Origin of the sequence: Marinobacter alkalisoli (genome assembly GCF_045449795.1) — a bacterium.
In the GTDB taxonomy this organism is placed as follows: domain Bacteria; phylum Pseudomonadota; class Gammaproteobacteria; order Pseudomonadales; family Oleiphilaceae; genus Marinobacter.
Genome location: NZ_JBJJLB010000021.1, coordinates 118,742 through 140,950, shown reverse-complemented (window position 1 = coordinate 140,950; position 22,209 = coordinate 118,742). Strand labels below are relative to the sequence as shown.

The following is a 22,209-nucleotide window of genomic DNA, read 5'->3' as shown; positions in this document are numbered from 1 at the left end:
AGCAACGAGAGCAGATAGGGGCGTCTATGCAGCGTTCAGTACATGAGTTATTGACACCTCGTACCATTGACGTGAAGGAATCAAGCGCCATGCGTGCCAAGGTGACGCTGGAGCCTCTGGAAAGAGGTTTCGGTCATACCCTGGGCAGCGCACTGCGTCGTATACTCTTGTCCTCAATGCCGGGCTGTGCGATTACCGAAGCACAGATTGACGGCGTTCTGCATGAGTACAGCGCAATCGAGGGTGTCCAGGAAGACGTCATTGAGATTCTTCTGAATCTCAAGGGCGTAGCTGTCAAGATGGGCGGTCGGGATGAAGCTGAGGTTACTCTCAGCAAGAAAGGCCCGGGTGCCGTCACAGCCGGAGATATCAAGCTGGATCATGATGTCGAGATCACCAACCCGGATCATGTGATCTGTCACCTCAGTGAAAAGGGTGAAGTGAACATGCGTCTCAAGGTTGCTCGTGGTCGTGGCTATGAGCCAGCCGATCAGCGGGGTCTGGACGAGGACGAAACTCGCGCTATCGGACGCCTGCAGCTGGATGCAACCTTTAGCCCGGTTCGTCGTGTTGCCTACGCCGTAGAAAGTGCACGGGTAGAGCAACGCACCGACCTGGACAAGCTGGTTATTGATCTGGAAACCAATGGTACGATCGATCCGGAAGAAGCGATTCGCCGGGCGGCCACCATTCTCCAGCAGCAACTGGCGGTGTTTGTTGATTTCGATCACGAGAAAGAACCCGAGCGCGTGGAGGAAGAGGAAGAAATTGATCCGATTCTGCTGCGTCCGGTGGATGATCTGGAATTGACAGTGCGTTCAGCTAACTGCTTGAAGGCTGAGAACATCTACTACATCGGCGATCTGATCCAGCGCACTGAAGTTGAGCTGCTGAAGACGCCTAACCTTGGTAAAAAGTCGCTGACCGAGATCAAGGACGTGCTTGCGTCCCGTGGTCTGTCACTGGGTATGCGTCTTGATAACTGGCCGCCGGCAAGCCTCCGTGGCGACGACCGGGTTCTGGGCGGTTAATCGCCGATTAGTTTAAGGTAAGGAATAAGAGCAATGCGTCATCGTAAGAGTGGTCGTAAGTTCAGCAGGACCAGTGCGCATCGCAAGGCCATGTTCCGTAACATGACTGCGTCACTGGTTGAACACGAGCTGATCAAGACAACGCTGCCGAAAGCCAAAGAGCTTCGTCGTGTAGCTGAGCCTTTGATCACGCTCTCAAAGAATGATTCGGTCGCGAATCGTCGTCTGGCGTTTTCTCGCCTGCGCAACGATGCTGCGGTTGCCAAGCTCTTTGATGAGCTGGGTCCCCGCTATAGCGAGCGTCCGGGTGGTTACCTTCGTATCCTGAAGTGCGGCTTCCGTGCCGGCGACAATGCCCCTATGGCATTCGTTGAGCTGGTTGGCCGTCCGCTGGATATCGAAGCGGAAGAGATGGACGACGACGAAGAGTAAAGTCTTCGGAATTGTCCAGTAAAAAGCCGGGGGGAGACCTCCGGCTTTTTTTTGGCTGAACGGAATGTTTCCGGCGACTGCTGAGAAGGCTAGCCTGCTAGTTGGGCTGCAGGGGCCGGGGCGGGATATCTTTTCTTATGGAAAAAGAACTCGCTGCGCTCAGACACCTTTGTTCCGTCAGAAAAGACATCCCACCCCAGGCCCGTCATAGCAAGGTAGGCGTAGTCTGTTTTATTTCTCTAGCATAGGCTTCAGGTAGTGTCCCGTGTGGGATCTGGCGTTTTTGGCGACCTGCTCGGGGGTACCCTCAGCGATGATCTGTCCGCCACCGGAGCCGCCCTCTGGCCCGAGATCGACAATCCAGTCGGCGGTCTTGATAACGTCCAGGTTGTGCTCGATCACGATAATGGTATTGCCGTGGTCGCGTAGGCGCTGGAGTACAGTCAGTAGCTGCTGGATGTCATAGAAATGCAGGCCCGTGGTGGGTTCGTCCAGAATGTAGAGCGTCTTGCCAGTGTCCCGCTTGGACAGTTCTTTTGCCAGTTTGACTCGTTGGGCTTCGCCTCCAGAGAGAGTGACGGCGCTCTGACCCAGGCGGATGTAGGACAGGCCGACGTCGATCAGGGTCTGTAATTTGCGGGCAATGAAGGGAACCGGGTCAAAGAATTCCCGGCCTTCCTCGACCGTCATCTCCAGTACTTCGTGGATATTCTTGCCTTTGTAGCGGACTTCCAGGGTTTCCCGGTTGTAGCGTTTGCCCTTGCAGACATCACAGGGGACGTACACGTCCGGGAGGAAGTGCATCTCAACTTTGATCACTCCGTCGCCTTGGCAGGCTTCGCAGCGTCCACCCTTGACGTTGAAGCTGAAGCGGCCGGGCTTGTAGCCCCGGCTCCGCGCTTCCTGGGTGCCGGCAAAGAGTTCCCGGATCGGAGTAAACAGTCCGGTATACGTGGCCGGGTTTGAACGTGGTGTCCGACCGATGGGGCTTTGGTCAATGTCTATGACCTTGTCCAGATGATCCAGGCCTTTGAGCTTTTCATAGGGTGCGTGGGTCAGGCTTGTCGCCTTGTTCAGCTTGGCGGCGGCGACCGGGTAAAGCGTCCCGTTAATCAGGGTCGACTTACCGGAACCGGACACGCCAGTCACGCAGGTCATAATCCCCAGCGGGATATTGAGAGTGACCTCCTGCAGGTTGTTGCCACTGGCGCCGGTGAGGGTCAGTTGTTTGCCGCTTCCGGTGTTTCGGGTGGCCGGAATGGCGATTTCGCGGGTGCCATTCAGGTATTGCCCGGTGAGGGAGTCGTTATTGCCAATGATGTCCTCGGGGGTTCCCTGGGCAATGATCTTGCCGCCGTGCACGCCGGCGCCGGGCCCTATGTCGATTACGTGGTCGGCTGCGCGAATGGCATCTTCGTCATGCTCTACCACGATCACGGTATTGCCCAGATCCCGGAGGTGGGTCAGTGTGGCCAGAAGACGATCGTTGTCGCGCTGATGCAGGCCGATAGAGGGTTCATCAAGGATATACATCACGCCGACCAGGCCGGCGCCAATCTGGCTGGCCAGGCGGATGCGCTGGGCCTCACCGCCAGAGAGGGTGTCGGCACTGCGCTCCAGTGTGAGGTATTCCAGGCCGACGTTAACCAGGAACTGCAGGCGCTGACGAACTTCCTTGAGGATTTTCTCGGCAATCTCGCCCTTGCGACCCGGCAGGGCCAGGGTTTCGAAATAATCGTGAGCGTCCCCCACCGGCAGGTGGGTAACGTCGGAAATGTTGTGCTCTTCGATAAACACATGGCGCGCACCGCGCCGCAGGCGTGAGCCGTGACAGTCCTTGCAGGGTTGTGTGCTCAGGTTGCGTGCGAGCTCTTCCCGCATGCTCTGGGATTCGGTTTCCCGGTAACGGCGCTCAAGGTTGGGCAGGATGCCTTCAAACGGATGAGCCTTTTCCATGATGTGGCCGCGGGAATTGACGTAGCGGAAGGGGATATCCTCGGTACCTGATCCGTACAGCAGCGTCTGGCGGAAATCCTCGGGTAAATCCTCCCAAGGCGTTTCCATGTCGACGCCATAGTGTTCGGCGACACTGGTCAGCATCTGGAAATAATAGACTGCCCGGCGATCCCAGCCCTTGATGGCGCCTGCCGCCAGCTTTGCTTCCGGATGCTGGACGATTTTCTCGGGGTCGAAGAACTGTTTAACCCCCAGGCCGTCGCAAGTCGGGCAGGCGCCGGCGGGGTTGTTGAAGGAGAAAAGTCGGGGCTCCAGCTCGCTGAGGGAGTAGCCGCACTGAGTGCAGGCATAGCGGGCAGAAAACGTATGTTCTTCGCCTTCGCCGCTCATGGGGGCGACCAGTGCAATACCATCGGCCAGGGCCAGCGCGGTCTCGAAGCTTTCCGCCAGCCGTTGTTCCAGACCGGGCTTGACCTTGAAACGGTCGACGACCACATCGATCTGATGTTTGCGTTTTTTATCCAGCGTCGGCAGGTCATCGATGTCATACACCGTGCTGTCGATACGCAGCCGGATAAAGCCCTGGCTGCGCATGGTCTCCACCACCTGGAGGTGTTCGCCCTTGCGGTCGCGGATCACCGGCGCAAGGATCATCAGCTTACTGTCCTCGGGCATCGCCATGACCTGATCCACCATCTGGCTGACGGTCTGGGCTTCCAGTGGCTGGCCGTGGTCGGGGCAGCGGGGTTCGCCTGCACGGGCGAACAGCAACCGCAGATAATCGTAGATTTCGGTGATGGTGCCCACGGTGGAGCGCGGGTTGTGGGACGTGGACTTCTGCTCAATGGAAATCGCCGGCGACAGACCTTCGATGTGGTCCACATCCGGTTTTTCCATCATTGAGAGAAACTGGCGCGCGTAGGTGGACAGAGATTCCACGTAGCGGCGCTGACCCTCGGCGTAAAGGGTGTCAAAGGCAAGGGACGATTTGCCGGAGCCGGACAGGCCGGTGATTACGATCAGCTTGTCCCTCGGCATATCCAGGTCGATGTTCTTCAGGTTGTGGGTCCGCGCCCCTTTGATCTGGATATGATCCATAACACCTCGCTCGAAGAAAAAACGGGATTATACCGTGTTATACCCCGCCCGGCGAAAGCCGTGAGGGTAAGTGACTACGCGATTGTTCACTGTGCCGTGTCGAATCGTGTTCTGGTACAATGCGCGGTTTCCGGAAAGGCGGTTATCCGCCAGAAACCGAATTGATGAAAGGCTCCCCCATGAATGCACTTGAAAGGCGATCAGTAGCGGCGTTGGCATCGGTTTATGCCATGCGGATGCTGGGCCTGTTCATGGTGATGCCGGTGTTTGTCCTGTTAGGCGACGACCTACGGGGCTCGACTCCGGCCCTTATCGGTCTGGCCATTGGCGCCTACGGCCTTAGTCAGGCCCTGTTGCAGATTCCATTTGGTCTGCTGTCGGACCGGGTGGGGCGCAAGCGCATGATCTACATCGGCCTGATCCTGTTTGCCGGGGGCAGTCTTGTCGCTGCATCGACCGATTCCATATACGTTGTTATCGCAGGACGGATTCTTCAGGGCGCCGGGGCCATCGCCAGTGTGCTGATGGCCCTGCTCAGTGACCTGACGCGGGAAGAGGAGCGAACCAAGGCGATGGCAACGGTGGGCATTTCCATCGGCCTGTCGTTTTCCGTCTCCCTGGTGCTTGGCCCCTTGATTGGATCCGCGTTTGGCCTGTCAGGTCTGTTTTACCTGACAGCCTTGCTGGCGCTGGTGGCCATGGTGATCGTCTGGCGTATAGTGCCGACCCCGCACCAGCATAAAATCAGTGCGGATACCCGACCGGCCCGGGCCATGCTGTCCAGGGTGTTGTCCGACGGCCGCCTGCTGCGCCTGGACTTCGGGATTTTCGCCCTCCACCTGGCGCTGACCGCCATTTTCCTGGTGTTTCCGACTCTGTTGCAGGATCAGCTGGGCCTCGCATCTTCCTCCCACTGGTGGTTCTATCTGACGGTTGTGGTGACTTCGTTCTTTGCCATGGTGCCGTTTATCATCATTGGCGAGAAAAAACGCAAGATGAAGCCAGTGCTGTGCGGTGCTATCGCCTTGTTAACGCTGGCAACGGCTGGTCTGGCGCAGGTCAGCGTCAGCCTGGTGGCGGCCTGGGCGGTGCTGTTTTTCTTCTTTATGGCGTTCAACCTGCTTGAAGCCTCCCTGCCTTCCCTGATCAGCAAGGAATCACCAGCGGCGAGCAAGGGGACGGCCATGGGCGTGTATTCCACGTCCCAGTTCCTCGGTGCTTTTATTGGTGGTGCTGTTGGTGGTGTGCTGCTGGAGCAGGTCGGGGTCACTGGAGTGTTGTGGCTGATGGCAGCTGTGCTGGTGTTGTGGCTTGTGGTCGCGTTGACGATGCCTTCCCCGGGTTATACCACCAGTTTCGTGGTACAGTTAAAACAAGTGGCGCACAGCCAGTTTGATAGTATTGACGATGCCTTCCGGCGGCTTCCCGGGGTACAGGATGTGGTCATTCTGGAAGAAGCGGACACCGCTTACCTGAAGGTGGATCGTCAGCAATTTGATGAGGGGTTACTTGCGGACTTTCCATTTGTCCGGCAGGGTAGCAGTTCTTGAAATCCGGAGGCCCGCAAGGAGGTTGGGTCATCCCTGAAAACTGAGTCAGGAGCAGATCATGGCACGAGGCGTAAACAAGGTCATTCTTATCGGAAATCTGGGGCAGGACCCGGATACCCGTTACACCCCTAATGGCAATGCGGTGGTAAACCTGAACCTTGCCACGGATGAAAGCTACAAGGACAGGCAAACCGGTCAGATGGTGCCGAAAACCGAATGGCACCGCATTGTAATGTTCGGCAAGATTGCTGAAGTGGCCGGCCAGTACCTGCGTAAGGGCTCCAAGGTCTATATCGAAGGTAAGCTGCAAACCCGCAAATGGCAGGGGCAGGACGGTCAGGACCGTTACACCACGGAAGTGGTGGTGGACATCAATGGCCAGATGCAGATGCTCGACAGCCGCGGTGGTGAAGGTGGTGCAAGCCAGGGCGCGCCCGCAGGCCGGCCCCAACAGTCCAATTATAATGCGCCGCCGGCCAGTCAGCAGGCTAGCCAGCCGCAGCAGCAGTCCGGCGGTTACAGCCAGCCAGCCCAGGGCAGCATGCCTGAGCCGGTGGACGACTTTGACGACGATATCCCGTTCTGATTGACACCTTCAGGTCGTCGGGGCAGGGCCGGAATAGAGTTTCCGGCCCCGTCTCACTTAATGTCTAATCTTCATCGCCCTCTGGGTGATCCATCCCCAGTTCGTTGATCTTCCGGGTCAGCGTGTTCCTTCCCCATCCCAGCAGAATCGATGCATCCCGACGCCGGCCGCCCGTGTGTTTGAGCGCCGTTTCGATCATGATTTTTTCGAACTCCGGGACGGCGGTATCCAGTATGCCTTTACGCCCGCGTTTGAGCTCCTGTTCCGCCCAATTTTGCAGGCCTTCCTGCCAGGTCTGGCCGGTGGTCGGAGTTTCCGCCTGGTGGAGTAGTTCGGGCGGCAGGTCGTCAATGTGAATTTCGCGGCCACTGGCCATCACCGTCAGCCATCGACAGGTATTCTCCAGTTGGCGGACGTTGCCCGGCCAGGGCATGGTGGTCAGGTACTCTTCTGCCTCGGGCCGGAGAATCTTGGGTTCCACTGTCAGCTCTGTGGCGGCCCGTTTCAGGAAGTGCTGCATTAACCTCGGAATGTCTTCCCGGCGTTCGGCCAGTTTGGGCAGGTGTACGCGGATCACGTTCAGGCGGTGAAACAGATCTTCCCGGAAAGAGCCACCCTGGACCAGCTTCTCCAGGTCCTGGTGTGTCGCTGCGATGATGCGCACGTCGACTTTGATGGGGGTGGTGCCGCCCACCCGGTAGAATTCGCCATCCGCCAGTACCCGCAACAGTCGGGTCTGGGTGTCTGCCGGCATATCACCAATTTCATCCAGAAACAGGGTGCCGCCGTTGGCTTGCTCAAAGCGCCCGTGCCTTGCTGCTGCTGCGCCCGTAAACGCGCCTTTTTCGTGCCCGAACAGCTCTGACTCGATCAGATCCTTGGGGATGGCAGCCATGTTGAGGGCGATAAACGGGTGGCTGGCTCTCGGGCTGTGGTTGTGAAGTGCTTGTGCGACCAGCTCCTTGCCAGTCCCGCTTTCGCCGTTGATCAACACGGTGATGTTGGAGTGGGAGAGGCGGCCAACAGCCCTGAACACTTCCTGCATCGCTGGTGCCTCACCGATAATTTCGGTATTGCGCTGCGAACTTTCTGCCTGGGGTTCCGAGGTGGCCCGGCGCTCATGGCTGTGGGCCACCGCACGCTTTGCCAGGGCGACAGCGTCATCCACGTCGAAGGGCTTGGGCAGGTATTCAAAGGCGCCAGTCTGATAACTGGTAACCGCACTCTCGAGATCAGAATGCGCTGTCATGATGATGACTGGAACATCCGGATGCACATCCACGATCTGGGAAAGCAGGGTGATGCCGTCCACGCCCGGCATGCGGATATCGCTGATGATGGCGTCGGGCTGTTCGTGCTCGAGCCGCAACATGATGCTTTCACCGCTCTCAAATACCCGGGGCTGCATACCGGCCTGGTTCAGGGCGCGCTCCAGCACCCAGCGAATACTTTTATCGTCGTCTATGATCCAGACGTTTGCCGGTTGGCTCATTGGTTGTCCTCCAGGGGCAGGAAGATGATGAAGTCGGTTTTCCCGGGCTCGCTTTCACACTCTACGAGTCCGTGGTGTTGTCCGATAATGCTCTGGGTGATGGACAGGCCCAGACCGGTACCGCTGGCACGGCCGCTGATCATCGGGTAGAAAATATTCTGCAACAGATCCTGTGGAATGCCTGGGCCGTTATCAATCACGTCCACGCGGCACACCAGGCGGTGGCGTTTGTGGCCGATGGTGAACTGGCGAAGGGCGCGGGTGCGGAAAGTGATGGTCGGCGGTTCGCCTTCGGCATGTTCGCTCTGGTTTTCGAACGCGGCCTCCATCGCATTGCGGGCAATGTTAAGGAAGGCCTGGATCAGTTGCTCCTTGTCACCTTCGAATTCCGGCAGGCTGGGGTCGTAGTCGCGGCGGAATGCCAGACGGCCGCGGCTCTCGGCTTCCAGCAGGGTTTTGACACGCTCCAGCACTTCGTGGACGTTGGTGGGTGCCAGCTTCAGGGCCTTGTTGGGCCCCAGCATCCGGTCAACGAGGGAGCGCAGGCGATCAGCCTCGTCGATGATAACCTGGGTATATTCCCGCTGACCTTCGTCGTCCAGTTCCCGGTCCAGTAACTGCGCAGCGCCGCGAATGCCGCCAAGCGGATTCTTGATCTCATGGGCCATGCCGCGCACCAGTATGCGAGTGGTTTCCTGCTGGGAGATGATGTCTTCTTCCCGACTGATGCGGAGCAACCGGTCCCGGGGCTGGATCTCAATCAGCAGTTCAGTCGGGGTAAGGCTGACCGGGGACACAGAGTAATCCACCGTAAGGCGCGCGCCGCTGGTCAGCACGAACTCCGCTTCCCGACGGGTGTAGGAATGGCCGTTGTCTGCCGCGGCATGCAGTGTGGTAAGTGCGTCTTCCGAATCCACCAGAATGTCACCGATGGGTAAACCCTCGCTGCGGGTGATGCTGGTCTCGAACAGGCTTTCTGCCGCCGGATTCAGATACTGGATGCGCAGACCATCTCCCAGCACCAGGATGGCCGTTGTCAGGCTGTCCAGGATGTTCTTGTAGCCAGTGGCTTTGAGTTGTGAGAGTGCCATGCTGCTGTCTCGGTTGATGGGCATAACGGGATACCCTCCGTTCTGCAAAAAGCGAACCAGTTTGAGAGGGTGGCTCGTGTTAGGTGCCCGGTTAACGGGCACACGGCTGTCACCGCCAGCGCGGACGCTGTGGCTTAGTGCGTTGGAGGTCGGGAGAGCCAGATGATGCTGGAAAAACGCCCCGTTGCTGGTCAGAGTATGGCGTTTTTCTGGTGCGAGCGCACCAATATAGTGCGCCCGTAGTGGATGGGTCAGTTGTTAACGGAGGGGCGATGGATGGTAAAGCTGATGGATTCGCCGGTTTTTACCTGCACGCCATTTTCGTCAATGATGTTGACGCCAGCATTATGGGTGCCACGGAATACGTTGCGTACAGTGACAGTATCCGAGGTAGTCTGGCCCACGGGTTGGCCATCCAGGGTGACTTCATAGCGATGACCTTCTTTCAGGCCAGGTTTGCTGGCGACCCGGAATGCCACATCGCCACTGCCGCTGTGAAAGGCTTCGTCGTCATTGGGGGCGACTATCCGGACGCTGCTGTAAGCTGAGCCTTCTTCCTCGGCTACCTGGCGCAGCTTTTCCGGCTCTTGCACGTCCGCCGGCTTGGGCAGAGTAACCGTGGTAACCGGTTTGACCCTGACTTCTTCAGCGCCGTCCGAGGGTTCGTCAGAGAAGGTAACGTTGCCTTGGGCATCAACGTTCCTGTAGACCTCTGCCAATGCAGGGGCGGATGTGAGAACGAGCACGCCAGCGAATAATCCAAGCCGTAAGTTCATTCCGGTAACCTGTGGTGATTGTTTGATTTGATTATCAATGGCGGGGTAGGCGTTTTCAACGGTGTTGGCGGTTCAAAGGGTTACATATCGTTAAGGGCCACAGGGACTGTGGCAGAGGTCACAAAAAAGCCCCGCCGAGGCGGGGCTTTTTCACGCTGTGATCCGAAGATCAACGGCGTCTGCGTTTAGCAGGAGTAGTAAAGCTCGAACTCAACCGGGTGAGTGGTCATGTTCAGACGCTCAACTTCACCGCGCTTCAGGTCGATGTAGCCTGCAATCATGTCCTCGGTGAACACACCGCCGCGAGTCAGGAACTCGTGGTCGGCTTCCAGGCAGTCCAGAGCTTCCGCGAGGGTTTCAGCAACCTTCGGAATGTTCAGGGCTTCTTCCTTCGGCAGGTCATACAGATCCTTGTCCATGGCATCGCCAGGGTGGATCTTGTTCTGGATGCCGTCGAGGCCGGCCATCATCAGTGCTGCGAACGCCAGGTATGGGTTGGCGGACGCGTCAGGGAAGCGCACCTCGATACGACGTGCCTTCGGGCTGTTTACGTACGGGATGCGGATGGAGGCGGAGCGGTTACGGGCGGAGTAGGCCAGCATAACCGGAGCTTCGAATCCAGGCACCAGGCGCTTGTAGCTGTTGGTGGAAGCGTTGGTGAAGGCGTTGATCGCCTTGGCGTGCTTGATGATGCCGCCGATGTAGTACAGGGCGGATTCGCTCAGGCCCGCATAGCTGTCACCGGCGAAGACGTTCTTGCCGTCCTTGCTCAGGGACATATGGACGTGCATACCGGAACCGTTATCACCCACGACCGGCTTGGGCATGAAGGTGGCGGTCTTGCCGTAAGCGTGAGCTACGTTGTGAACGCAGTACTTGAGGATCTGTACTTCGTTAGCCTTGTTGACCAGGGTGTTGGCGCCAACACCGATTTCGCACTGACCGGCGGTGCCCACTTCGTGGTGGTGAACTTCAATTTCCAGGCCCATGGACTCCATCGCGGCACACATTGCGCCACGCAGGTCGTGCAGGCTGTCTACCGGCGGAACCGGGAAGTAACCGCCTTTCACGCCCGGGCGGTGACCGATATTGTTGCGATCGAAGTCTTCACCGGATACCCAGGCGGCTTCTTCGGAGTGGATAGAGTAGTTGGCGCCTTTCATGTCCACTTCCCACTTCACGGAATCGAACACGAAGAATTCCGGCTCCGGACCGAACAGGGCGCCATCGGCGATGCCGGTGGACTTCAGGTATTCTTCCGCACGACGGGCAACAGAACGGGGGTCACGCTCGTAACCCTGCATGGTAGAAGGCTCTACAATGTTGCAGGTAATGTTAACCGTAGTTTCTTCGGTGAACGGATCCAGAACGGAGGTTTCGTCGTCCGGCATCAGGATCATGTCGGATTCGTTGATGCCTTTCCAGCCGGCAATTGAGGAGCCGTCAAACATCTTGCCGTCGGTAAAAAAGTCGTCGTCCACTTCGGTGGCAGGCAGAGTCACGTGCTGCTCTTTACCACGGCTGTCCGTGAATCGCAGGTCAACCCATTTGACTTCGTGCTCTTTGATCAAATCAACTGTCTTGGACATTGTGCATGCTCCATCGTGTTTCCCGCTGGGCGGGTGATTTCATGTTCGTTGTGCCGGATCGCTCAGCGACGCTGACTTCCGATCTGTTTTGAGGTTGGGGCAGCTTATCAAAAGCTGCGGCGTCTTACCTGCAAAATCGGCTGACAGGAACAAAGCAATTGTCTTGCCAATTTATCAGGCGTGCGCCAGAACAGCGCAACCACAAGGGGTGCGGACTTTTTTGGCGCGTCTGTGGAGAGGTTACCCAATGTTTCGCACTTCTTTGGTGCGTCAAAATGGTGCGCGCAATGCTTAATTGCACAAAAATGGTGCATCTATGTTGTGTGGTGAATAGGCGTTATTCTTCATATAAACGACACGGACTTTTCGATATACTGCGCGCCACCTCATTTTTACCCTGCCGCTTTTGGGATGAAAAAACTCCAAACGGTATGCAGGGCGCCGGGCCAGCCGGTTCTGGTGAATGAATTCATTTTACGGATTTGAGACGGCATGTGCAGGGGTGACCCTGCGAAAGACCCTCTCAGGTCATTGAGTGCATGCCGCAGGATTATTTTTGTGATTGAAAAACTTCGTAATATCGCCATCATCGCCCACGTTGACCACGGTAAAACCACCCTGGTAGATCAGTTGCTGCGTCAGTCCGGTACGCTGGAGCGTAAAGAGCTCGAAAGCGAGCGCGTTATGGACTCCAACGATCAGGAAAAAGAGCGTGGCATTACCATTCTGGCCAAGAACACCGCGCTGAAATGGCACGACTACGACATCAATATCGTTGATACCCCGGGCCACGCCGACTTTGGCGGCGAAGTGGAGCGGGTAATGAGTATGGTTGACTGTGTGCTGCTGGTGGTTGATTCCATCGACGGCCCGATGCCGCAAACTCGCTTTGTGACCCAGAAGGCCTTCGATGCCGGGCTGCATCCGATCTTGGTGGTCAACAAGATCGATCGTCCTGGCGCTCGTCCGGACTGGGTAGTTGATCAGGTTTTCGATCTGTTCGACAACCTTGGCGCCACCGATGAGCAGCTGGATTTCCCCATCGTATACGCCAGCGCCCTCAACGGCATCGCCGGGATGGAGCACGAAAATCTCGACGACAACATGGATGCCGTATTCCAGGCGATTGTTGATCACGTGCCTGCTCCGTCCGTAGATCTCGATGGTCCGTTCCAGATGCAGATCTCCCAACTGGACTACAGCAGCTTTCTGGGTGTGATTGGCATCGGTCGCATTATGCGCGGCAAGATCAAGACCAATTCGCCCGTGGCCGCCATCGGCGCCGACGGTAAAAAGCGCCAGGGCCGTATCCTGAAGATCATGGGGCACTCCGGTCTGCAGCGTGTCGAAGTCGATGAGGCGCAAGCTGGCGACATAGTTTGTGTGAGTGGTCTGGATTCGCTGTTCATTTCCGATACGCTCTGTGATCCTTCCAATGTCGAGGCGTTGCCGCCGTTGACGGTGGATGAGCCGACCGTATCCATGACGTTCCAGGTCAACGACTCGCCGTTCTGTGGTAAAGAGGGCAAGTTTGTCACCAGCCGGAATATCAAGGAACGTCTGGAAAAGGAGTTGCTCCACAACGTTGCCCTGCGCGTTGAAGAAGGCGATTCCGCGGACAAGTTCAAGGTATCCGGTCGTGGTGAGCTGCACCTTTCGGTGCTGATCGAAAATATGCGCCGCGAAAACTTCGAGCTGGCGGTTGGTCGTCCTGAGGTTGTCATTCGTGAGATCGATGGCGAGAAGCAGGAGCCATACGAAAACGTCATTATCGACATCGAGGAGCAGCACCAGGGCGCCCTGATGGATCAGATGGGTCTGCGTAAGGGCGATCTGACCAACATGGTTCCGGATGGCAAGGGGCGTATGCGTCTTGATTACACCATTCCCGCGCGCGGCCTGATTGGCTTCCGTAACTCGTTTCTGACCCTGACGTCCGGCTCCGGCATTCTGACGTCAACCTTCAGCCATTACGGCCCGATCAAGGGCGGTGATGTGACCAGTCGCCAGAACGGTGTGATCGTGTCAATGGCGACCGGTACGGCGTTGACCTACTCTCTGGAAACGCTGCAGAGTCGTGGCAAGCTGTTCCTTGATCCTGGCCAGGAAATCTATGAGGGTCAGTTGTGCGGGATTCACAGCCGCGAAAACGATCTGGTCGTCAATCCGACCAAGGGCAAGAAGCTCGATAACATGCGTGCTTCCGGGAAGGATGAGGTCATTGGCCTGGTGCCGCCGATCAAGTTCACGCTCGAGCAGGCGCTGGAATTCATCGATGATGACGAGCTGGTGGAAGTTACGCCCAAGTCGATTCGGTTGCGTAAGAAGCTCCTTACCGAAAACGAGCGTAAACGCGCCCACAAGAAGTAATCTGCAGTACGTGAAACAGGAGGGGCGGGTCCATTGTGGTCCGCCCCTTTTTCGTTCACTTCAGCTAAACTCCGGTTACATCCTTTTACCGGAGCGCCCCATGCTCACCCTTTACCCAGAAATCAAGCCGAATGCCCAGCATCGTATCGCCGTTGATCCGCCTCATGAATTGCATGTGGAGGAAAGCGGGAATCCGAATGGAATGCCGGTGCTGGTGGTCCATGGTGGTCCGGGTGGCGGGTGTGAGGATTATCATCGTCGTTTTTTCGATGCTGAACGTTATCGCATCGTTTTGATGGATCAGCGTGGCGCGGGACGTTCAACGCCGCTGGCGGAGCTTGAAGGGAACAGCACCGACAAGCTGGTGGAGGATATGGAAACCGTTCGTACGTTCCTGGGGATTGACCGGTGGCTGCTGTTCGGGGGTAGCTGGGGATCCACGCTCAGCCTTGTTTATGCCGAGAACTTCCCTGAGCGTGTATTGGGATTGGTGTTGCGGGGAATCTTCCTGTGTCGTCCCCGGGATATTCACTGGTTCTATCAGGAGGGGGCGAGTCGTGTCTTTCCGGATTACTGGGAGGATTTTCTGAGCCCGATTCCGGAAGAAGAGCGAGGTGACCTGGTAAGGGCTTATTACCAGCGGCTTACAAGCAGTAACGAATTGGAACAAATTCAGGCAGCCAAGGCCTGGTCGGTCTGGGAAGGCCGGTGTGCGACTCTTCATCCCAATCCCAGGGTTGTTGAGCATTTCGGCCATCCCCATGTCGCCATCGCGCTGTCCAGGATCGAGTGTCACTATTTTATGCATGACGCTTTTCTGGAGGCGGACCAGATCGTGCGCGATGCACCCAGATTGGCGGACATTCCCGGCGTGATCGTCCATGGTCGCTACGATATGGTGTGCCCGCTGGATAACGCGCTGGCACTGGCCAGAGCCTGGCCCCAAGCCGACCTGAGAATTATCCGGGATGCTGGCCACTCTGCATCAGAGCCGGCCATCGTTGACGCGCTGATGCGTGGGGTGGACGAGGTGGCTGCGAAAGTGACTGGGACTTTAGACTAAGTCCGCCCGGTAGGGGTTGCGGCCACCGGGTGCCATGGATACACTCTTGCCAATTCTTAATGGTCCTTCCACAGGGAGTTTGATGAAGGGGCTTATCCAGCGCGTATCAAGTGCAAGTGTTACTGTTGATAATCAGTTAGTTGCTGAAATCCAGGAAGGCCTGTTGCTTCTCCTGGGTGTTGAGCGTGGTGACGGAATCAGAGAGGTTCAGAGCCTGGTGAGAAAGGTTCTGAACTATCGTGTTTTCCCCGACGACCAGGGACGGATGAATCGCAGCCTGCAGGACACGGGTGGTTCTCTTCTTGTTGTTCCCCAATTCACGTTGGCGGCGGATACCGGTTCCGGTACCCGGCCGGGGTTTTCATCGGCCGCTGCGCCGGAATTGGCGGAAAACCTGTTCCTTGATTTTGTGGCCGCAGCAAGCGATGCCCTGAAACGTGGTCATGTTGAAAAGGGCCAGTTTGGGGCGGATATGAAAGTATCCCTGGTTAATGATGGCCCTGTGACTTTTATGCTCCGGGTGGGAAACAGTTCCTGAAAAAATACCGTGTCGCACTATAATTGCGCGCGATCGTAATGTGCGGCCCTAAATGGTGCGAACAACAGGTGTTTGGGTATGTCGGAAGCGCCGGACATTCACTCGTTATCGATTTAGCTGCATGAATCTAAAGGATTTGTTGAATTCTGGCCTCGGATTTGAAGTACATGAAGGGATTAAGATCAACAGCGTTTTGGAGTAATCCCCCGTCAGGCAAAGATAAGAGTAGCGAATATTTAAACGTTAAAAGTTTGCAAAACTGGGTTTGTTGTATTAAAAAGGCTCATCATGCAGAGCTTTAACTTATAGCTGTAAGTGATTGAGCTGCAAAGGCCTGAGGAGCTTCGGGCTGTAGGGAAATCAAAAAACGTTATCGCCATGTCATTAAACTGACATGGTGAAAACACAAAATAAGGCTCTAACCAGCCTGACTGGTGGAAGTCTAAAGAACGGGATTTAAACCCGTCGCTAAAACCTGAGTTAACTCAATAAAGGAAGACGCAACATGAAAAAAACGCTCATCGCATCTGCAGTTGCAGCCGCAACTTTCTCTGGCGCCGCGCTGGCACAGGACATGGCTCTGCCGACCGTTTACGGTAACATCCAGCTGGCCGCCACTCACGACAACATTGACAACGGTCCTTCCGAAGTTGATCTGTTCGACAACGGCTCTACCCTGGGCGTACTGCACGACCACGAAATTGCACCGGGCCTGACCGGCTTCTTCAAGGCCGAGCTGCACTTTGATGCTGACGAGAACGACGGCGAAGATCAGGGCATCTACGAGATCGACGAAGCCTACGTTGGTGTTAGCGGCGACAACTTCGGTAAAGTCTGGGTTGGTAAGGACGACTCCACTTACGAAACCGCCGTCACTGAAATCTCCGAGTTCTTCGAAGTAGCTTCCCTTAACATTGGTGTTGATTACACCACTGGTGAAGGTGACCTGGTTCAGTACCAGTCTCCCTCGTTTGGTGGCTTGACCCTCGGCGCCGCCGTTCAGGTTAACGGTGATTCCTCCGATAATGGCAAGTCCTACCCGTACCAGCTGGCTGCTGTTTACGGCGTTGATGCCCTGGAGCTGGCAGTTGCAGTAGATTCCAACGACAACGGCGACGGCAACGGCGAGAACACTTACGGCCTGCGCGCCAGCTACAACCTGGACGCACTGCGTCTGACTGGTGAATTCCATACCCGTGATGACGCTGGTGACTTGTTCGGCGTAATGGGTGTTTACACCATTGGCGCCAACCAGTTCGCACTGGCTTATGAGTATGGCGAAGCTGACGACGCAAATGACACCAAGCGCGACACCGTGACTCTTCAGGCCCTGCACAACGTGTCTGACAACATGTACGTTTATGTTGAAGGCTACCTGGGTGGTGGTGACGACGTATACGAGTATGAAGATGAGCTCGGCAACGCCGCTGTTTCCGACGAGCGTTCCATCGCTGCTGTTGGTGCTACTTACTACTTCTGATCAGCTAACCAGCTAATCAAGTAGTTACAAAAAACCGGTGACCTTCGGGTCGCCGGTTTTTTTATGTATGCTGCAAAAATACATCTGACGGAGAAGTACCATGGCCGAGGAGCTGGAAATCAAACTGAGCCTGTCTGCCGGGAATCAGGAAAAGGCCCTGAAATGGTTGCTTGCACAGAGCGGCACGTCTGAGGGGCTGCGAAAAAAACTGGTGAACCGGTATTTTGACACGCCGCAAGCCGACCTGAACCGGCAACGCATTGCCTTGCGGATTCGGCAGGCGGGTGATCAGTTCATTCAGACCCTCAAGACCCAGGGCGAGTTTGTGGACGGCGCCCATCGGCGTCAGGAGTGGGAATGGCCGCTCATGGGCACAGAGCTGAACATGGGTCTGGTGGCGGATACGCCGGTGGGGCAAAACGTTAACCTGGCAGACCTGAAACCGGTTTTTGAAACCAATTTTGATCGTCAGGTGGTGATGATCGAAGAAGGGGAGACCGTCATCGAGGTAGCTATTGACGCCGGTTATATAGCGGCCGGTGGGCGCAAGCGCCCTTTGCACGAAGTGGAATTCGAACTGAAATCCGGTGACTCATCCCATCTGGTCCGTTGGGCCCGGTCGCTTGCGGAGAGTGTGCCTGTGTTCTTGAATCTGGTGAGTAAGGCGGAGCAGGGCTATTACCTGGCTGGACTGCACAATCCCTCGATATTGCCGGCGGACGAAGGGTCTGAGCTGTCTGTGCCCGGGTTTCTGCACAGCCTCAGCGTGGCCTGGTTAAAAGGCGAGACCTTACCCGTTGATGAGGGGGACCTTGTCGCGGTGGAGTGCGCGGCGAACAGCCGGGGCGCCCAGCAGCAGTTCCGCGATGTGCATGCCAGCCTGCTGTCCGGGGAGTCTGTTGCAAACCTGGCCGAGCGAGTGGCGCTCGGGCAGCTACAACTCAGTATCGCCGCTGGTTAATCGGCGGCTGTCTTTTTCTCTTCCGCTTCGCTGTCATGCCATTTTTGAAGAAATGCACGATAACGCTCCAGAGCTTCCCCTACCACTTGGGTGGTCGGCGTATCGTGTGACTTTACCAGTACAATCAGTCCTTTCCCTTCTATTTCCTTGTCTGTTGGCGGATGGCAGCTTACCTCGCCGTCATTGTCGATGTAGGCCAGCGCGGTTCCGATGCCGTGGCGCACCAATGCACTGACAATATCGGCCCAGTTCAGGTCATCAAGTTTCAGGTCATAGCGATGCGGGTGATCGTTCTGGTAGTTGAACATGTCCTCCAGGACTTTCTCGGAACCCGGGGCTACTATCGCCCGCACCATTATTTCCGGGTAGGTCCGTACCGGCCGGATAATGGTTCTGACGCCCACCGATTTGAACCGCTGGCGGTTCTGGTCGCTGACACATTCGATGGTTGTTCGATTGCCGAGGTTGGATTCGGTCAGGCGATGCGCAATATCAAAGGTCAGGCTGTCGGATGCCGGGTCCGCTTCGTCAGCGGCCAACACCACGATGTGTCGCGCGCTTCCGGCATGGGTTGCCTTCAGCGCTTCCGGATCACTGCCCGAGCCATGGAAGTGCACCAGGCCAACGTCCGCCAGTTCCGGCGGAAGGCCGCCCGGAAACTGGCGTGTCAAAATGATGATGGGCACGGTTTCGTATCCTGGAACCGCGCGCATCTGTGAAGCGAACCGCGCAAAGTACTGCTCGCCGCCATTTCTGGGAGTGTTGATGATCACAATGTGGTCTTTCATTTTGTATACCCAGCGTCCGGTTACGATGCGTTCCCGGCGATAAAACCGGTACTCGATAAAATCACTGACAATCAGCGTCATAATAGTGATGGCGCTGATGAACATGACGATAATGGTGCTGATCCGGCCAGCAGCAGTTTCCGGGGATAAATCCCCGTAACCCACGGTGACCAGGGTGGTCATCGTCAGCCAGATGGACTCGAAGAGGGTGAGGTCCTCCACCGCCCAGATAACCATGACCTGAAACACCAGGAGGCCGCCCAGAATGGAAAACAGACGTTTGATGCGTGAGCGGATGATACCCGACATCGGTAAGTGCGCGAATTGATGTTCCGGGTTAAGCGGACGGCGGTTTCTGAGCATTAAGGGCCTGGATGGTTCAGTCGGCTGACGGTTCGTTATACAGTAAGGGAAATATAACAGAGATACAGGGGTTTGCGTTATGTCCGAGCCATGGAGTGCACTTCCGAAGGTGCTTGCCGACGATGTCGCAGCGGGTTGGTCATCGGTGACCGGGGATGAGCATCGCTCCTGGATGACAGCGTCGGCAGGCCTTTCAGAAGATGATGTTGCGAACGCCATGGCGCGCAGCGTGTTTCTGAAACAGACCCTGGAGCGGCACCCGGAGCAGATTGAGGCACTGGTCCGGTCCCGCCCGCTTCGCGAGCCAACCACCCGGGACTATTTGCAGCAGCGCTGGCAGGAGTATCTCGGGGATGTATCGGATGAGCATTCCCTGCACGTGGCGCTGCGCCGGTTCCGCCGGGAGTGCCAGTTCCGCATTATCTGGCGTGACCTGATGCGTTGGGCGGATCTCCACGAAACCATGGCTGCGACCAGCGAGTTTGCGGAAACCGGTATCCAGGGAGCGCTGGACTGGCTGTATGAAGATGCCTGCGAACAGTCGGGCACACCCTGGGGCGCTGATCCGGTGACTGGGGAAGACGTCCCTCAGTCTATGGTGGTGTTAGGCATGGGCAAGCTGGGTGGCCGGGAGCTGAATGTCTCGTCCGATATCGATCTGATCTTTGCCTTTCCCGGGAAGGGGGAAACCCGGGGTGGCCCACGTTCCATGGATAACCAGCAGTTTTTCATCCGCCTGGGGCAGCGCCTGATCCAGGCGCTGGACCAGATCACGGCGGACGGATTCGTTTTTCGCGTAGACATGCGCCTGCGACCCTATGGCCAGAGTGGTGCGTTGGCGCTGAGTTTCGCCGCTCTGGAGACCTATTATCAGGATCAGGGGCGTGACTGGGAGCGCTACGCGATGGTCAAGGCCCGGGTTGTGGCAGGCGATGAGCGCGCCGGTCAGGTTCTGATGGAAGCCCTGAGACCCTTTGTTTACCGAAAATATGTGGATTTCAGTGCCTTCGAGTCCTTGCGGAGCATGAAAGCGATGATTGGTCGCGAGGTGCGCCGAAAAGGTCTTGAGAACAACATCAAGCTGGGCAGTGGTGGCATACGTGAAATCGAGTTTGTCGTGCAGGCATTTCAGCTCATTCGCGGCGGGCGTGACCGGGAGCTCCAGCAGCGTGAATTACTGATCATCCTCAAGGAGCTTGAGGCGCTTGAGCTACTGCCGTCTCAGGTGGTGAAGGAATTGCGCGAAGCCTACGTGTTTCTGCGCAACCTGGAGCACGCGCTTCAGGGGGTTGAAGACAAGCAAACCCAGCTGTTGCCGGATGATGAGCTGACGCAGGCGCGAATTGCACTGATCATGGGATTTGATGGCTGGGACGCCTGCCTGCAGGAGCTTGAGGCGCACCGGGAGCGAGTGGCCAGACACTTTGCGGACATTATTGCCACCGAGGAAGAGGAGCATGAATCCGCAGCCCTGGAAGAAGGCTGGCACGAGCTCTGGTTGGCTGAAATGGATGAGGACGCCGCAAGGCAATGGCTGGAACAGCACGGTTTTGAGGATCCGGAGGACAGTTACGGCCTGCTGTGTAACCTGCGGGACAGTCGTACGATAGAGGTCATGCAGACCCAGGGGCGGAAACGCCTGAATCAGTTCATGCCGGTATTGCTGGAAGCCCTGACCCAGGTGGATGCGCCATCTCAGACCCTGGCCCGGGTGCTGCAACTGGTTGAAGCGATTCTGCGGCGTACCGCTTACATGGTCCTGCTGCTGGAAAACCCGGGGGCGAGAACGCAACTGGTCAAGCTGTGCAGCGAGAGCCCGTGGATTGCACGGCAGCTGGCGGAGACGCCGCTCCTGCTTGATGAATTGCTGAATGCCGAGAGCCTGTACCACCCGCCGGCCAAGGAAGAGCTGCAGGACGACCTGCGCCAGCAGATGTTGCGGATTCCCTTCGAGGATCTGGAAGAGCAGATGGAGTCCCTGCGGCATTTCAAGAAAGCGCATAGCCTGCGAGTAGCAGCGTCAGAACTGAAGGGTACGCTGCCGCTGATGAAGGTGAGCGACTACCTGACCTGGATTGCCGAGGTGGTGCTGGATCATGTTGTTGATGTGGCGTTCGCCAACCTTGTCAGCCGTCATGGCTATCCCCTCCGGGCCGATGGTTCTGCCTGTGACACGGATTTCGCCATCATTGGCTATGGCAAGCTTGGTGGTGTTGAGCTTGGCTATACCTCGGATCTGGACCTGGTATTTGTTCACAACGCTGATCCGGAGCAGGCCAGTGATGGTGACCGACCGATTGATAACTCCATTTTCTATACCAGGCTGGGGCAGCGTATTGTCCATATCCTCAGCACCCAGACGCCTTCCGGCCAGTTGTACGAAGTGGATATGCGGCTTCGCCCATCCGGTAATTCCGGACTTCTGGTCAGTACGTTGCCGGCCTTTGAAAAGTATCAGCGCAACGATGCCTGGACCTGGGAGCATCAGGCTCTGGCCAGGGCCCGTGGCGTGGCGGGTTGCCCGGACACGCTGGGAGACTTCGAGACCCTTCGCCACGATATTCTGTGCCAGCAAAGGGATCGCGCGAAACTGCGCGCTGACGTGGTGGATATGCGTGAGAAAATGCGCACCAGCCTTGGAACGCCAGAGGGTAAGCGGGAGGACGTTTTTCACATCAAGCATGATAACGGCGGTATCATTGATATCGAGTTCATGGTCCAGTACCTGATGCTGGCCTACAGTTCCGATCACCCCGAGCTGACCCAGTGGTCTGATAATATCAGGCAGCTTGAGGAGCTCGGTCGAGCTGGAGTAATGGATGAGGAAGACATCGCCAAGCTTCGTGAAACCTACATTACCCTGCGTTCAACCATTCACCGCAGGGCGTTACAGAACCTGAACAGCCAGGTCGAGGGCGATGCGTTTCCCGACGAGCGCGCCTATATAAGGGGCATGTGGCAGGCAGTGATGATAGATTAGTCTACTACGCTTCGGTTCCGCGGAATTTTCCTGCTAGAATGCCGGTTTCCCGAAAACCGCTTGTT

The 22,209-nt window shown here is 56.9% G+C and carries 16 protein-coding genes; 10 read left to right on the top strand and 6 right to left on the bottom strand.

Annotation, left to right across the window (positions count from 1 at the left end; translation table 11 throughout):
- The first annotated feature begins 26 nt into the window (after window positions 1-26).
- Together ACJO3M_RS10275 and rplQ are read left to right on the top strand one after the other, a co-directional pair.
- A complete protein-coding gene (locus tag ACJO3M_RS10275) occupies window positions 27-1,031 on the top strand; it encodes a DNA-directed RNA polymerase subunit alpha (RefSeq protein ID WP_406985912.1) in 1,005 nt (334 codons plus the stop codon).
- Between the two features lie 33 nt (window positions 1,032-1,064).
- Window positions 1,065-1,463, top strand: coding sequence for a 50S ribosomal protein L17 (gene rplQ, locus ACJO3M_RS10270; protein WP_127330410.1), 399 nt, complete (start codon window positions 1,065-1,067; stop codon window positions 1,461-1,463).
- A 231-nt stretch (window positions 1,464-1,694) separates the two neighbouring features.
- Here the strand turns inward: rplQ and uvrA are convergent, their stop codons facing one another.
- Complete coding sequence (uvrA, locus tag ACJO3M_RS10265) at window positions 1,695-4,517, bottom strand: excinuclease ABC subunit UvrA (protein ID WP_407001305.1); 2,823 nt, start codon at window positions 4,515-4,517, stop codon at window positions 1,695-1,697.
- A 179-nt stretch (window positions 4,518-4,696) separates the two neighbouring features.
- Between uvrA and ACJO3M_RS10260 the strand changes: the two genes are divergently transcribed.
- Together ACJO3M_RS10260 and ssb are read left to right on the top strand one after the other, a co-directional pair.
- Window positions 4,697-6,067: an MFS transporter gene (locus ACJO3M_RS10260; protein WP_407001304.1), complete on the top strand. Its 1,371-nt coding sequence runs from the start codon at window positions 4,697-4,699 to the stop codon at window positions 6,065-6,067.
- A gap of 58 nt (window positions 6,068-6,125) precedes the next feature.
- Entirely contained in the window at window positions 6,126-6,653 is a 528-nt protein-coding gene (gene ssb, locus ACJO3M_RS10255) for a single-stranded DNA-binding protein (RefSeq protein ID WP_407001303.1), read from the top strand.
- A 64-nt stretch (window positions 6,654-6,717) separates the two neighbouring features.
- Here ssb and ntrC read toward each other — a convergent pair whose 3' ends face one another.
- The 4 genes from ntrC to glnA form a co-directional block, all read right to left on the bottom strand.
- The gene (ntrC, locus tag ACJO3M_RS10250) at window positions 6,718-8,145 is read right to left on the bottom strand and encodes a nitrogen regulation protein NR(I) (RefSeq protein WP_407001302.1); all 1,428 of its coding nucleotides are present in this window, start codon (window positions 8,143-8,145) and stop codon (window positions 6,718-6,720) included.
- The gene (gene glnL, locus ACJO3M_RS10245; RefSeq protein ID WP_407001301.1) at window positions 8,142-9,260 is read right to left on the bottom strand and encodes a nitrogen regulation protein NR(II); all 1,119 of its coding nucleotides are present in this window, start codon (window positions 9,258-9,260) and stop codon (window positions 8,142-8,144) included. The genes ntrC and glnL overlap by 4 nt, the downstream gene beginning before the upstream one ends.
- A gap of 227 nt (window positions 9,261-9,487) precedes the next feature.
- Entirely contained in the window at window positions 9,488-10,012 is a 525-nt protein-coding gene (locus ACJO3M_RS10240; RefSeq protein ID WP_407001300.1) for a DUF4124 domain-containing protein, read from the bottom strand.
- 185 nt (window positions 10,013-10,197) lie between these two features.
- On the bottom strand, window positions 10,198-11,601 hold the full coding sequence (gene glnA, locus ACJO3M_RS10235) for a glutamate--ammonia ligase (protein ID WP_407001299.1): 1,404 nt from the start codon (window positions 11,599-11,601) through the stop codon (window positions 10,198-10,200).
- 558 nt (window positions 11,602-12,159) lie between these two features.
- Here glnA and typA point away from each other — a divergent pair.
- The 5 genes from typA to ACJO3M_RS10210 all read left to right on the top strand — a co-directional run bounded on the left by typA (window position 12,160) and on the right by ACJO3M_RS10210 (window position 18,013).
- Window positions 12,160-13,971, top strand: coding sequence for a translational GTPase TypA (gene typA, locus ACJO3M_RS10230; RefSeq protein WP_407001298.1), 1,812 nt, complete (start codon window positions 12,160-12,162; stop codon window positions 13,969-13,971).
- Between the two features lie 100 nt (window positions 13,972-14,071).
- Window positions 14,072-15,034, top strand: a complete 963-nt coding sequence (gene pip / locus ACJO3M_RS10225; protein WP_407001297.1) for a prolyl aminopeptidase — start codon at window positions 14,072-14,074, stop codon at window positions 15,032-15,034.
- 82 nt (window positions 15,035-15,116) lie between these two features.
- Complete coding sequence (gene dtd / locus ACJO3M_RS10220; RefSeq protein ID WP_407001314.1) at window positions 15,117-15,572, top strand: D-aminoacyl-tRNA deacylase; 456 nt, start codon at window positions 15,117-15,119, stop codon at window positions 15,570-15,572.
- A gap of 505 nt (window positions 15,573-16,077) precedes the next feature.
- On the top strand, window positions 16,078-17,052 hold the full coding sequence (locus ACJO3M_RS10215) for a porin (RefSeq protein ID WP_407001296.1): 975 nt from the start codon (window positions 16,078-16,080) through the stop codon (window positions 17,050-17,052).
- A 100-nt stretch (window positions 17,053-17,152) separates the two neighbouring features.
- Entirely contained in the window at window positions 17,153-18,013 is an 861-nt protein-coding gene (locus tag ACJO3M_RS10210; RefSeq protein WP_407001295.1) for a CYTH domain-containing protein, read from the top strand.
- On the opposite strand, the gene ACJO3M_RS10205 is transcribed toward ACJO3M_RS10210, so the two are convergent.
- Window positions 18,010-19,164 carry a potassium channel family protein gene (locus tag ACJO3M_RS10205; RefSeq protein WP_407001294.1) on the bottom strand — a complete coding sequence of 385 codons (1,155 nt, stop codon included), beginning with the start codon at window positions 19,162-19,164 and terminating at the stop codon, window positions 18,010-18,012. The two genes, ACJO3M_RS10210 and ACJO3M_RS10205, sit on opposite strands and share 4 nt — an antisense overlap.
- A gap of 79 nt (window positions 19,165-19,243) precedes the next feature.
- Between ACJO3M_RS10205 and glnE the strand changes: the two genes are divergently transcribed.
- On the top strand, window positions 19,244-22,144 hold the full coding sequence (glnE, locus tag ACJO3M_RS10200) for a bifunctional [glutamate--ammonia ligase]-adenylyl-L-tyrosine phosphorylase/[glutamate--ammonia-ligase] adenylyltransferase (RefSeq protein WP_407001293.1): 2,901 nt from the start codon (window positions 19,244-19,246) through the stop codon (window positions 22,142-22,144).
- Window positions 22,145-22,209: the final 65 nt, after the last annotated feature.

Coding starts and splice junctions, on each gene's coding strand:
- glnE (WP_407001293.1), top strand. CDS start 19,244: ATGTCCGAGCCATGGAGTGCACTTCCGAAGGTGCTTGCCGACGATGTC.
- ACJO3M_RS10210 (WP_407001295.1), top strand. CDS start 17,153: ATGGCCGAGGAGCTGGAAATCAAACTGAGCCTGTCTGCCGGGAATCAG.
- uvrA (WP_407001305.1), bottom strand. CDS start 4,517: ATGGATCATATCCAGATCAAAGGGGCGCGGACCCACAACCTGAAGAAC.
- rplQ (WP_127330410.1), top strand. CDS start 1,065: ATGCGTCATCGTAAGAGTGGTCGTAAGTTCAGCAGGACCAGTGCGCAT.
- glnL (WP_407001301.1), bottom strand. CDS start 9,260: ATGCCCATCAACCGAGACAGCAGCATGGCACTCTCACAACTCAAAGCC.
- ACJO3M_RS10205 (WP_407001294.1), bottom strand. CDS start 19,164: ATGCTCAGAAACCGCCGTCCGCTTAACCCGGAACATCAATTCGCGCAC.
- ACJO3M_RS10260 (WP_407001304.1), top strand. CDS start 4,697: ATGAATGCACTTGAAAGGCGATCAGTAGCGGCGTTGGCATCGGTTTAT.
- dtd (WP_407001314.1), top strand. CDS start 15,117: ATGAAGGGGCTTATCCAGCGCGTATCAAGTGCAAGTGTTACTGTTGAT.
- glnA (WP_407001299.1), bottom strand. CDS start 11,601: ATGTCCAAGACAGTTGATTTGATCAAAGAGCACGAAGTCAAATGGGTT.
- ntrC (WP_407001302.1), bottom strand. CDS start 8,145: ATGAGCCAACCGGCAAACGTCTGGATCATAGACGACGATAAAAGTATT.
- ACJO3M_RS10240 (WP_407001300.1), bottom strand. CDS start 10,012: ATGAACTTACGGCTTGGATTATTCGCTGGCGTGCTCGTTCTCACATCC.
- pip (WP_407001297.1), top strand. CDS start 14,072: ATGCTCACCCTTTACCCAGAAATCAAGCCGAATGCCCAGCATCGTATC.
- ssb (WP_407001303.1), top strand. CDS start 6,126: ATGGCACGAGGCGTAAACAAGGTCATTCTTATCGGAAATCTGGGGCAG.
- ACJO3M_RS10215 (WP_407001296.1), top strand. CDS start 16,078: ATGAAAAAAACGCTCATCGCATCTGCAGTTGCAGCCGCAACTTTCTCT.
- ACJO3M_RS10275 (WP_406985912.1), top strand. CDS start 27: ATGCAGCGTTCAGTACATGAGTTATTGACACCTCGTACCATTGACGTG.